Source organism: Bradyrhizobium sp. 62 (assembly GCF_023073035.1).
Taxonomy (GTDB): domain Bacteria; phylum Pseudomonadota; class Alphaproteobacteria; order Rhizobiales; family Xanthobacteraceae; genus Bradyrhizobium.
On the sequence record NZ_JADPIT010000014.1, the window covers coordinates 256,519 to 267,757 of the forward strand.

Genomic DNA, 11,239 nt, shown 5'->3' on the forward strand with positions numbered 1-11,239 from the left:
CTGGCGGTCGGGCTTGCCTCGCTGTCGATCGTCGTCACGGCCTGGCATTTCGGCGAACGCATCTCCCGGTCGCATGCCGTCGTTGCGGCGTTTGCCGCCGCGGTCTGGTTCGAGCTGGTCTACTACGCGCCCCACACGCTGAGCGAACCGCTGGCGACGGCCGTGATCCTGCCGGCGGCCTATCTGCTGACGGGCGAACTGGCGCGCAACCGGCTCTTCACCGCGGGCGCATTGCTTGCTCTCGCCTGTGTCTGGCGCTTTCAATATGTACCGGCTTGCGCGGTGTTTGCGTTGGCGGCGTGCTGGCGCGACCTGCGAAACGCGATCCCCCTTGTCGCGGGCGGATGCCTGGTCCTGGTGCTGTCCGGCGCCCTCGACCTGGCCCACGGCTCAGCGCCGTTTGCGTGGCTCGTCCGGAATATTCAGCAAAACCTCCTGCATGACCGCGCATCGGAATTCGGTGACGCGCCGGCGGCCGCCTACGTTCTGCAGGCTTCAATTCTGTGGTCGGGCACGACGCTGCTGATGCTGGTGGCGCTCTGGCGGGGCTGGCGACATGCCCCCCTTTTGATCGTCGCGGCCGTCGTCAACGTCGCGTTTCACAGCATGATCGTGCACAAGGAATACCGCTTCATTTTCCTGTCGATCGCCCTGCTGATCATCGCGGCGGGGCTTGGCTCCGCCGATTGGGTCCAGATGATGCGCCGGCAGAACCCGTGGCGCTCACTTGCCGTCGTATGTGGCGGCTGGCTGCTGCTCTCGCTCGGTCTGTCGGGCGCAACGCTCATCATGCGTGACAACTGGATGCGCGGCATCGGCGTGGCCCAGCTGATGGCGGAGCTCGAGGCCGATCCTGAATTTTGCGGTCTGGCCCTGTACGCGATCAACTATCCCTTTGTGCCCGGACGCGGGCAGCTCGCGGCCCGCCGACCGATCTATTCCCTTTATCGGGACGACCCCCTGGCCAAGGGGCGACTTCCGGCTGTGGTGAAGACGCACCAGGCCGGGTTCAACCGCATCATCGGCCCGGCGAGCCTGGCCAGCGAATTGCCGGCGGATTTCTCGCCACGAAGTTGCGCGATGATGAGCGATGACAAGCCGGCCTGCGTCTTCGCGCGACGCGGGGCTTGCGATGCGCCCGCCAGCCCTTTCGGCGTCAATGACGTGCTCGTGCGCCTGAACTACTAGCCGCGCCTGATGCTTGCGCCGGCGGCTGCCAGCGGATACATCGCGGCCGGCCCTCGCCAGCGTCTGTCCCGGGGATTAGCCTGCCTAGGCGCACCGATTCGATTGAGGTTTGAAACGCCATGACCGTACGCCTGCACCGCGGCGACCTGCCCGATCTGTCCCGCTACACCGGAGCGGTGGCGATCGATACCGAAACGATGGGCCTGAACCCGCATCGCGACCGGCTCTGCGTGGTGCAGCTCTCGCCCGGCGACGGCAGCGCGGACGTGGTGCAGATCCCCAAAGGTCATACCGACGCACCGAACCTGAAGGCGCTGCTGGCCAATCCCGCGAACACGAAAATCTTCCACTTTGCGCGGTTCGACGTCGCGGTGCTGTATCAGACGTTTGGTGTCATGACCGGGCCGATCTACTGCACCAAGATCGCCTCCCGCCTGATCCGCACCTATACCGACCGCCATGGCCTCAAGGACCTCGTGCGCGAGGTGCTCAATGTCGATCTCTCCAAGCAGCAGCAATCGAGCGATTGGGGTTCCGACAGCCTGACCGAGCCGCAGCTCGCTTATGCCGCCTCCGACGTGCTGCATCTGCACGGCTTGCGCGAGCGGCTCGATGCCATGCTGGCGCGGGAAGGCCGCACCGCGCTGGCCAAAGCCTGTTTCGACTTCCTGCCGACCCGCGCCTTGCTCGATCTCCAGGGCTGGGCCGAAGAGGACATTTTCGCGCATTCCTAGCGTTTCGCGTAGCGGCCGGGTGGGGCGGTCGCCCCGTTTCAGACACTTTCGTAACAGCCTGTCGCTGGCTGCATATTTTGGCGTTGCCGGCTACAATGGGGCGCCCGCCAGCCGGACAAGGCGGGCGACACCTCAGGAGCCCAGGTGAATTCGGCCCATAATGTCACCTACGATGCCGCGCTTGCGGCGAAGTTCGCCAGCGCGGCGCGCCACAGCCGCCTGGTGCGGATTCTGCGCGTCGCGGTGCCGGCGACGGTGGCTGCGACGATGGGTCTGCTCGTCCTCATCTCGACCATCTTCAACCCGTTCCAGATCCCCGTGAAGCTCGACTCCGGAAATCTCGTGGTGACAGGCACCAAGATCACGATGGAATCGCCGCATATGTCCGGCTTCACGCCGGACCAGCGGCCCTATGAGCTCTGGGCCAAGACCGCGACCCAGGACATCACCGATCCCGATCATGTCGATCTCCATGATTTGCGCGCGAAGGTGCTGATGGAAGACCAATCGACCCTGTTCCTCGATGCCCGCACCGGAAGGTTCGACAACAAGCAACAGCAGCTCGACCTGCACAAGGACATCTTCCTGCGCACCTCGACCGGCTACGAGGCGCGGCTGAACTCGGCCTTCGTCGACATGGGCAAGGGTACGGTTTCCTCGGATGAGCATGTCGACGTCAAGCTGACCAACGGAACGCTGACCGCCGATCGGCTGCGGATCACGGAGGGCGGCGACGTCATCCGGTTCGAAGGCAATGTGGTGATGCACCTCGACAAGCTGGACGATCCCGCCGCCGCTCAGCCTGCGCCGGCCGAACCCGCGCCGGCGGCGAAGACACGTACGCCCCAGAACAAGTCCGCCAATTCAAAGTGATTTTCATGATCAGGTTTTTCCCGCGCAACGACGACAAGCGGCGCGTCATCCTTGGTGCGGCCGCGCTCGCCGTCGGCATCGCACTGATTGCAACGGGTGGGGCAAGCGCGCAGAGCACGATGCAAGGCGTGCCCAACGCGATGCAGGGCTTCTCGCAGAACCGCGATCAGCCGATCCAGATCGAAGCCGCCTCGCTCGAGATGCGCGACAAGAAAAAGGAAGCGACCTTCTCCGGCAATGTGAAGGTCATCCAGGGCGACACCACCATGACCTCGAAGACGCTGGTGGTGTTTTACGATTCGGGCGGCGACAAGCCGGCCACGCCACAGCCTGCGGCAAAGGCGGCAAAGGGGGCGCCGATGCAGTCGGCGACGCCGGGGCCGGGGGGGAACTCCTCGATCAAGCGGCTGGAGGCGCGCGGCAATGTCGTGGTCACCCAGAAGGACCAGGTGGTGACGGGCGAGACCGCCGTGTTCGACACCCGGACCAACCTCATCACCATGCTTGGCGGCGTCGTCTTGACGCAGTGCAAGAACGTGCTGCGCGGCGACCGGCTGGCGGTCGACATGACCACGGGCGTGTCGCGTGTGGAATCCGACAGCGGCCGGGTGCAGGCGCTGCTGCCGCAGGGCGGCAATGATTGCGGATCCGGAGGCGCGGGCAAGCCCGGCGCGGGACCTCTGCAATTGCCTGGTGCAAATAAGCCCAAATAAGCCCAGTTAAGTTCAAGCCAGGCAAAGTAAATTTGAAGGATGATTTCAGTTGCTTGGCTCGATCACTCCCGATCCGAGGTTGAAGCTTGCCCGTCGAGACTGTATCTAGCGCAAAGGGCTTCCGAAGCGGGGTTCGCCGCTTTTCGGGCGTGTTTCACTGGGCATGAGACATCCCTTCATTCATGCTGCGTCGGCGAATCCTGAGGCCGGCGCGGCAGATCGCGCGAAGACCGCGCAGGATCGTCGCGCAGAATCGTCGCGAAAGGCTAGAAGGCGGGGATGGTCGATCTCTTCAGCATGTTCCGTCGGCGCCCCGCCAAACGCGGCCGGCCAGGATTTGCGCGCCAGGACATCACTGCGCTCGGTGACAGCGTCGGCGGTCTCGTGGCCAGCCCGGTCAGGGACGCGCCGCCGATCGCCCGTAACCAACCGATGCATGCACCCGATCAATTCCAGGGCGACTATCAGGCCGAGCCGCCCCGGGCCCAGGCGGTTCACCCCGTAAGGGCTGCCGGCAGGCCCAATGGTTCCGGCGGGCCGCAGCTCTTGAAGAGGCCGGGCTTCCTGGCTGTGCATAGCGTGGAAAAGAGTTTTGGCAGCCGCCAGGTCGTGCGCGGCGTCAGCATCTATGTGCGCCGCGGCGAAGCGGTCGGCCTGCTCGGGCCCAACGGCGCCGGCAAGACCACCGTGTTCTACATGATCACCGGCCTGATCAAGGCCGATCGCGGTGCGATCGAGCTCGACGGCCACGACGTCACCAAGCTGCCGATGTATCAGCGTGCGCGGCTCGGCATCGGCTATTTGCCGCAGGAAGCCTCGATCTTCCGCGGCCTCACCGTCGAGCAGAACATCCGTGCGGTGCTCGAAGTGGTCGAGCCCTCGCGCAAGAAGCGCGAGCAGCAGCTCGATTCGCTGCTCGACGAATTCAACATCACGCGCCTGCGGAAATCGCCGTCGATCGCGCTGTCCGGCGGTGAGCGGCGCCGCGTCGAGATCGCGCGTGCGCTGGCGACGCGTCCGAACTACATGCTGCTCGACGAGCCCTTTGCCGGCATCGATCCGATCGCGGTCGGCGACATCCAGGACCTCGTCCGCCACCTCACCAACCGCGGCATCGGCGTGCTGATCACCGACCACAATGTGCGTGAGACGCTAGGCCTCACCGATCGCGCCTACATCGTTTATGCCGGTGAGATCCTGACCGAGGGGAGCCCGGATGAGATCGTGGCCGATCCGGACGTGCGCCGCCTTTACCTTGGCGAGGAATTCCGCCTCTAGCCCGTTTTTCCAATTCGTCAAGACGTGTACATCGGGCTTGGACTAGGATAAGCAAAAATCGGACCAACTTTTTGGGATCGGTTCTTGCTTCATGGCGCTTTCGCAGAGATTAGAGTTCCGGCAATCGCAGTCGCTGGTCATGACGCCGCAGTTGATGCAGGCGATCAAGCTGCTGCAATTGTCCAATCTCGATCTCACGACCTTCGTCGAGGAGGAACTCGAGCGTAACCCCCTGCTGGAACGGGCCAATGACGAGCCGCCCGTGGGCGAGGGCCCGGCCGAGACCGGCCAGTTCAACGACAGCGACGGCGGCCACAACGACGAGCCGGGCGGCGGCCCGGGCGAAGCGTTCGAGCCCGGCCAGGAAGAGTGGATGAGCAAGGATCTCGGCACCCGCGCCGAGATCGAGCAGACCATGGACACCGGGCTGGACAACGTCTTCTCCGAGGAACCGGCCGAGGCGGCCGCCCGCACCGCCCAGGATGCCGCGCCGACCACCTATACCGAATGGGGCGGCGGCGCCTCCGGTGACGAGGACTACAATCTCGAAGCCTTCGTCGCTGCGGAGTTGACGCTCGGCGACCATCTCGCCGAGCAGCTCTCGGTTGCCTTCACCGGGGCCGCGCAGCGCATGATCGGCCAGTATTTGATCGACCTCGTCGACGAGGCCGGCTATTTGCCCCCGGATCTCGGCCAGGCCGCCGAACGGCTCGGCGCATCGCAACAGGACGTCGAGAACGTTCTTGCCGTCCTGCAAAAATTCGATCCGCCCGGCGTCTGCGCGCGCAATTTGAGCGAATGCCTGGCGATCCAGCTCCGCGAGCTCGACCGCTACGATCCGGCGATGCAGGCCCTGGTCGAGCATCTCGACCTCCTCGCCAAGCGCGACGTCGCGGCCTTGCGCAAGCTCTGCGGCGTCGACGATGAGGACATCGCCGACATGATCGGCGAGATCCGCCGGCTCAATCCCAAGCCCGGCATGAAGTTCGGCACGGCCCGGCTCCAGACCATGGTGCCCGATGTCTATGTCCGTCCGGGTCCCGACGGCGGCTGGCATGTCGAGCTCAACAGCGACACCTTGCCGCGCGTGCTGGTCAACCAGACCTACTATTCGCAGCTCTCGAAGAAGATCGGCAAGGACGGCGACAAATCGTATTTCACCGACGCGCTTCAGAACGCGACCTGGCTGGTGCGCGCGCTCGACCAGCGCGCCCGCACCATCCTGAAAGTCGCAACCGAGATCGTGCGCCAGCAGGACGGCTTCTTCACCCATGGCGTGGCGCATCTGCGACCGCTGAATCTGAAGGCCGTCGCCGACGCCATCCAGATGCATGAATCCACGGTGTCGCGCGTCACCGCCAACAAATACATGGCGACCAATCGCGGCACGTTCGAGCTGAAATATTTCTTCACGGCCTCGATCGCCTCGGCCGATGGCGGCGAGGCACATTCGGCCGAAGCCGTGCGTCACCACATCAAGCTGCTGATCGATGGGGAGGCGCCGTCCGCGATCCTGTCCGACGACACCATCGTGGAACGCTTGCGCGGCTCGGGCATTGATATCGCCCGCCGCACGGTCGCGAAGTACCGCGAAGCCATGCGCATTCCTTCCTCGGTGCAACGCCGTCGCGACAAGCAGAGCGCTCTTGGTAACGTCCTCTCCACCGCCATGGCCGATCGCTCCCGCAATCCCGAACCGGCCTGATTGCGCCGGCGCCAAATCGCGCTACTCTCGATCTGCTATCGGGCCCGATCCTGGCCAGGCACGAACCAAGCGAGGTTCACATGACTCTCCGCATCTCGGGAAAGAGCGTCAACGTCGGCGAGGCCCTGCGCGGCCGTGTCACCGACCGGACTGAAGAGGTCCTGCGCAAATATTTCGACGGCAATTATTCCGGCCACATCACGCTGAGCAAGGACGGCTTCGGCTTCCGCACCGACTGTGCGCTGCATCTTGATTCGGGAATCACGCTCGAGGCCGATTCGAACGCACCGGATGCCTATGCCAGTGCCGACCAGGCGCTGGTGATGATCGAGAAGCGGCTCAAGCGCTACAAGAGCCGGCTCAAGGATCGCTCCGCCCGCAAGGCCCATGTCGCCTCCGCGGCGCTGGCCGCGATGGATGCCACCAGCTACGTGCTGGAAGCCCCGGGCGAGGGTGAGGACGAGGACGAGATCACCGGCTACAGCCCCGTCATCATCGCCGAGGCCACGACCTCGCTGAAGCCGCTGTCCGTCAGCGAAGCGGTCATGGAACTCGACCTCAGCGGGGCGCCCTGCCTGGTGTTTCAGCACGGCTCCTCGGGCCGAGTGAACATCATTTACCGCCGGGCCGACGGCAATGTCGGCTGGATCGATCCCCCGGGGGCCAAGGCGGATGGCAAGGCCTGAGGCCGCGGGCGACGCCCTGGGGCCCCCGCGCCGGGGGCCCCTTTCCGCCTTAACAATGACCGGGGCAAAGCTGCACGCGGGAGTTGGCACCGGGATTGCGTTGGAGTAGAAGCCCCCCACATCAGGGGCGAGCTAAGTCCGCCTCCTGCTTCAACTTCTTGACGTCGGCCCGCCCAGGTTCTTTGTCCAGGCTGGCCAATTCGGAACCTGACGTTTTCATTCACCTCGGAAGACTTCCATGCCGATTACCGATCTGGTCGCGCCCGAGGCGATTCTCCCGGCATTGAAGGTCAACAGCAAGAAGCAGGCGCTTCAGGAACTGGCGGCCAAGGCCGCCGAGCTGACCGGGCAGAACGAGCGTTCCGTGTTCGAGGTGCTCCTGCAGCGCGAGAAGCTCGGCACCACCGCGGTCGGCTACGGCGTTGCCATTCCCCATGGCAAGCTGCCCAAGCTGGAAAAGATCTTCGGCCTGTTCGCGCGCCTCGATCGTCCGATCGATTTCGAATCGATGGACGGCCAGCCGGTCGACCTCGTCTTCCTGCTGCTCGCCCCCGAAGGCGCCGGCGCCGATCACCTCAAGGCGCTTGCCCGCATCGCCCGCCTTTTGCGCGACCAGGACATCGCCAAAAAGCTCCGCGCCTCGCGCGACGCCCAGGCGATCTATTCGGTGCTGGCGCTGCCGCCGGCGACGGCGGCGTAACCCTTTCTCTCTCGAACCGACGCAGCGCCGTCTGCGACTTATTGGGCAGCCGGGTGCTGCGATATTCGTCTCCGGCACGGTTTCGGCGCGGGGATTTTGCGAGATGATTTGCGGTTCGATCGGCCGAGTTTTTGGTCTGCTTTGCTCCGTCACCATTGTCGCCACCGCCGTGGCCCGCGCCGACGGGGCGTCCAACGACCGCGTCATCGCGGAGAAGACCGAGATCATCGCAGCCGACGCAACCAATGCGGTCGCTTACGAGCTGCGCGGCGAAGCCTACTACATCAAGCACGACTGGAATCGCGCCTTCGAGGATTGCAGCGCCGCGATCCGGATCGATCCGAATTTCGGGCGGGCCTATCACTGCCGCGGTCGCGCCTATTCTGCCAAAGGCGATCGCGAGCACGCCATGATCGACTACAACGAGGCCATTCGCCTCGACCCAAATTATGGGGCGTCCTACACCTCGCGCGCCGAGGAGTATTTCAGCAGGGGCGATTTCGATCGCGCGATCGCCGGCTTCACCGAGGCCATCGAACGCAGCCCCAAGCAGGCTTACCGTGCGCTCGTCATGCGAGGGGAGGTGTATGCGGCGAAGGGCGACACTGATCACGCCGTCGCCGATTACAGCGAGGCGATGCAGCGCAATCCGGTCGCCGCCTGGCCCTACGAGTTGCGAAGCACCGTCCGCCTCAACAAGGGTGAGATCGATGCAGCTCTGGACGACTGCGACAGCGCCGTCCGCCTGGAGCCCGGAAGTGCCGGCGGCCACTATTGCCGGGCCATGGTGTTCCTGAAGAAGGACGACGCCGACAGCACTATCCGGGAGCTGGATGACGTTACCAGGATTAGGCCGTCTTTCGAAAAGGCCTATCTGGTTCGCGGCGTCGTCCTGCACGGGAAGGGCGACGACAAACGCGCCCTTGCCGATTTCGACGAACTGATCCGATTACGGCCGGGGAATTCGGAGGCCTACAGCAGTCGCGCCGGTCTGTTTCGGGACATGGGACAGCACGATCGCGCGCTCGCCGACTACAACGAGGCGATCAGGCTCGATCCGAAAAGCCAGCTCGCCCTGGTCAACCGCGCTCTCCTCTACATGATGATGTCCGTCGCCAAACATGCGCGCGCGGATTTCAACAGCGTGCTCGCGCTGCCACTGAGCGACAAATGGGCCGTGGACACGGCGCGCGAGGGGCTTGGTTTTGTGAAGTGACGGCGGGGCCGCGCGCTCTCGACTCCGTCATTGCGAGGAGCTCTTGCGACGAAGCAACCCAGACATCGTCCGCTGAAAGAGCCTGGATTGCTTCGCTGCGCTCGCAAGCCTGGATTGCTTCGCTTCGCTCGCAATGCGAGCTGGGGCAATCACTCCGCCACCAGCGCAGGAAACTTCATCAGCCGAAATAAAAACGGGCACGCCTTCCTGCGAAGGCATGCCCGCTTGAAACTCTATTCGTGCGACGTGCGTGCGCTCAGTGCACGCTCACCGCTTGCAGCTCGTTGCTCCAGGCATTTGCGATCGCGGCTTCGCGGCTGTCGGTCAGCATGATCGGCGTGCCGTCGGCGGCGTGGAGCGCGAAGAGCTTGAGGCCCGGCGCGATCTTCGGCGCTTCGGGAAACAGGCCCGGCACATCCTCGGAGCGGATCTGCTTCACATAGGCGATATGGCCTTCGCCGAGGGTTGCCAGCGTCTCCGGCGAGACGTTCTTGGCTTCGTATTCGAACGCAACGTGACCTTCACTCATGGTCTCGACTCCTTCACAGAAACTAAGCGGTCGAGTCCGCTACTCGTTCCATTATTCGTGCTCATTGATAGCGATTGTCTTAACGATCCTCTCCGGTTCCGGCCGGGCAAGATCGATCGCCAGCAATCCGTTCTTCAGATCCGCACCCAGCACCAGCATCCCCTCCGCCAGCACGAAAGTGCGCTGGAAGTGGCGCGCGGCGATGCCGCGATGGATGTATTGCCGGGACTTGTCGTCCTGCTGCCGTCCGCGAATGACGAGCTGGTTTTCCTCAATGGTTACATCGAGTTGGTCACGGGTGAATCCGGCGACCGCCAGCGTGATTCGCAACCGCTCGGGCTGGCCCTCCGACCGGTCGCACCTCTCAATATTGTAGGGAGGGTAACCGTCGGCACCTTTGACGACCCGATCGAGCACGCGCTCGATCTCGTCGAAGCCCAGAAGGAACGGACTGGAAAGCGTGGGAACACGAGACATAGTTTACAAAGTCCTCTCGAAGCGACTTTGGTGCATCAGGGCCCGTCAAGGCACCCCTTGATCAGCAATATGGGCATATCCGCGTGTAGGTTCAAGGACGTAGCGGGGGGCTGTGGATTGGCAGCTCCCCCACTCTGCCATGCACGAATGCTGACTTGTCGTCATGGCGCGAAACGCCTGCGATGAGCCCGGCGTCCGACGAATTTGCGGGCCGATTTTTCTCAACGAAAACAAACCCCCTTCTACTGTGCATGGGGTTGTTTTCGCGTTTTTTGATCGACGTTCCTGCGGAACCGGTCAGACCTCGATCCGCGTGCGGCCGTCGCCGCTGAACAGATGCAGCTTTTGGCGCATTGCCGCGACGCGGATCCGCTCGCCGATGGGCGGCGCCTCGGAGCCGGGAATGCGGACGATGACCTCGCCGGGCGGCAGCTCGCCGGGATTGGCGGCGATGCGCTGCTCGTCCTGAGCCCGCGTGCCGTAGATGAAGGTTTCGGCGCCGACACGCTCGATCGCTTCCACGGTGAGCGGCAAGACGACGCCGTCGGCCGGGGTCTGGTCGGTGATGACGAAATCCTCCGGGCGGATGCCGAGGATTCCGGCGTCAGCCGCGCCGCTGCCGGCGAGCTGCGACCGGATCTCCTCCGACCGCGTCGACATCAGATTCATCGGCGGTGCCCCGATGAAGGAGGCGACGAAAGTCGTCGCCGGCTTCTCGTAGATCGCCAAGGGATTGCCGACCTGCTCGACCTGGCCGCCATTCATCACAACGAGAATGTCGGCGAGCGTCATCGCCTCGAGCTGGTCGTGGGTGACATAGATCGACGTGGTGTTGAGCCGGCGCTGCAATTTGCGGATCTCGACCCGCATCGCGATGCGGAGTTTTGCGTCGAGGTTGGACAGCGGCTCGTCGAACAGAAACACTTTCGGCTGGCGCACGATGGCGCGGCCCATGGCGACGCGCTGGCGCTGGCCGCCGGAGAGCTGGCGCGGCTTGCGCTCCAGCATGGACGTGAGCTCGAGCACGCGCGCGGCTTCGTCGACGCGGGTCTTGACCTCGGCCTCCTTCATGCCGCGGTTGCGCAGGCCGTAAGCCATGTTGTTGAAGACGCTCATATGCGGATAGAGCGCGTAGTTCTG

Annotated in this window: 12 protein-coding genes; 9 read left to right on the plus strand and 3 right to left on the minus strand. The window is 64.1% G+C overall.

Annotated elements, in window-relative coordinates:
* The 9 genes from IVB47_RS09815 to IVB47_RS09855 all read left to right on the plus strand — a co-directional run.
* On the plus strand, window positions 1-1,188 hold a 1,188-nt coding region (locus IVB47_RS09815), incomplete at its 5' end, for a 4-amino-4-deoxy-L-arabinose transferase (protein WP_247461257.1).
* Between the two features lie 119 nt (window positions 1,189-1,307).
* Window positions 1,308-1,922: a ribonuclease D gene (locus IVB47_RS09820; protein WP_007598566.1), complete on the plus strand. Its 615-nt coding sequence runs from the start codon at window positions 1,308-1,310 to the stop codon at window positions 1,920-1,922.
* Window positions 1,923-2,066: 144 nt separating this feature from the next.
* On the plus strand, window positions 2,067-2,795 hold the full coding sequence (gene lptC / locus IVB47_RS09825) for an LPS export ABC transporter periplasmic protein LptC (protein ID WP_247461259.1): 729 nt from the start codon (window positions 2,067-2,069) through the stop codon (window positions 2,793-2,795).
* A 5-nt stretch (window positions 2,796-2,800) separates the two neighbouring features.
* Window positions 2,801-3,508 carry an LptA/OstA family protein gene (locus IVB47_RS09830; RefSeq protein WP_247461261.1) on the plus strand — a complete coding sequence of 236 codons (708 nt, stop codon included), beginning with the start codon at window positions 2,801-2,803 and terminating at the stop codon, window positions 3,506-3,508.
* A 279-nt stretch (window positions 3,509-3,787) separates the two neighbouring features.
* Window positions 3,788-4,786 (plus strand): LPS export ABC transporter ATP-binding protein, encoded by a 999-nt coding sequence (lptB, locus tag IVB47_RS09835; protein ID WP_027514739.1) that lies wholly within the window; start codon window positions 3,788-3,790, stop codon window positions 4,784-4,786.
* A 91-nt stretch (window positions 4,787-4,877) separates the two neighbouring features.
* Window positions 4,878-6,491, plus strand: a complete 1,614-nt coding sequence (gene rpoN / locus IVB47_RS09840) for an RNA polymerase factor sigma-54 (RefSeq protein ID WP_247461263.1) — start codon at window positions 4,878-4,880, stop codon at window positions 6,489-6,491.
* Between the two features lie 80 nt (window positions 6,492-6,571).
* A complete protein-coding gene (gene raiA / locus IVB47_RS09845; RefSeq protein ID WP_027566178.1) occupies window positions 6,572-7,177 on the plus strand; it encodes a ribosome-associated translation inhibitor RaiA in 606 nt (201 codons plus the stop codon).
* Between the two features lie 238 nt (window positions 7,178-7,415).
* Window positions 7,416-7,877 carry a PTS IIA-like nitrogen regulatory protein PtsN gene (gene ptsN / locus IVB47_RS09850; RefSeq protein WP_027514736.1) on the plus strand — a complete coding sequence of 154 codons (462 nt, stop codon included), beginning with the start codon at window positions 7,416-7,418 and terminating at the stop codon, window positions 7,875-7,877.
* 103 nt (window positions 7,878-7,980) lie between these two features.
* Window positions 7,981-9,093 carry a tetratricopeptide repeat protein gene (locus IVB47_RS09855; RefSeq protein WP_247461265.1) on the plus strand — a complete coding sequence of 371 codons (1,113 nt, stop codon included), beginning with the start codon at window positions 7,981-7,983 and terminating at the stop codon, window positions 9,091-9,093.
* 256 nt (window positions 9,094-9,349) lie between these two features.
* On the opposite strand, the gene IVB47_RS09860 is transcribed toward IVB47_RS09855, so the two are convergent.
* From IVB47_RS09860 to IVB47_RS09870, 3 genes are all read right to left on the minus strand, one after another.
* On the minus strand, window positions 9,350-9,622 hold the full coding sequence (locus tag IVB47_RS09860; protein WP_007598581.1) for a DUF1150 domain-containing protein: 273 nt from the start codon (window positions 9,620-9,622) through the stop codon (window positions 9,350-9,352).
* A 51-nt stretch (window positions 9,623-9,673) separates the two neighbouring features.
* Window positions 9,674-10,099 carry an Hsp20 family protein gene (locus IVB47_RS09865; protein ID WP_027566176.1) on the minus strand — a complete coding sequence of 142 codons (426 nt, stop codon included), beginning with the start codon at window positions 10,097-10,099 and terminating at the stop codon, window positions 9,674-9,676.
* Between the two features lie 297 nt (window positions 10,100-10,396).
* Window positions 10,397-11,239, minus strand: an 843-nt coding sequence (locus IVB47_RS09870) for an ATP-binding cassette domain-containing protein (protein ID WP_247461267.1), incomplete at its 5' end; no start/stop codon positions are given.

Excerpts from the sequence above, each read along its gene's own strand:
- IVB47_RS09820 (WP_007598566.1), top strand. The coding sequence starts at position 1,308 with ATGACCGTACGCCTGCACCGCGGCGACCTGCCCGATCTGTCCCGCTAC.
- IVB47_RS09830 (WP_247461261.1), top strand. The coding sequence starts at position 2,801 with ATGATCAGGTTTTTCCCGCGCAACGACGACAAGCGGCGCGTCATCCTT.
- lptB (WP_027514739.1), top strand. The coding sequence starts at position 3,788 with ATGGTCGATCTCTTCAGCATGTTCCGTCGGCGCCCCGCCAAACGCGGC.
- rpoN (WP_247461263.1), top strand. The coding sequence starts at position 4,878 with ATGGCGCTTTCGCAGAGATTAGAGTTCCGGCAATCGCAGTCGCTGGTC.
- raiA (WP_027566178.1), top strand. The coding sequence starts at position 6,572 with ATGACTCTCCGCATCTCGGGAAAGAGCGTCAACGTCGGCGAGGCCCTG.
- ptsN (WP_027514736.1), top strand. The coding sequence starts at position 7,416 with ATGCCGATTACCGATCTGGTCGCGCCCGAGGCGATTCTCCCGGCATTG.
- IVB47_RS09855 (WP_247461265.1), top strand. The coding sequence starts at position 7,981 with ATGATTTGCGGTTCGATCGGCCGAGTTTTTGGTCTGCTTTGCTCCGTC.
- IVB47_RS09860 (WP_007598581.1), bottom strand. The coding sequence starts at position 9,622 with ATGAGTGAAGGTCACGTTGCGTTCGAATACGAAGCCAAGAACGTCTCG.
- IVB47_RS09865 (WP_027566176.1), bottom strand. The coding sequence starts at position 10,099 with ATGTCTCGTGTTCCCACGCTTTCCAGTCCGTTCCTTCTGGGCTTCGAC.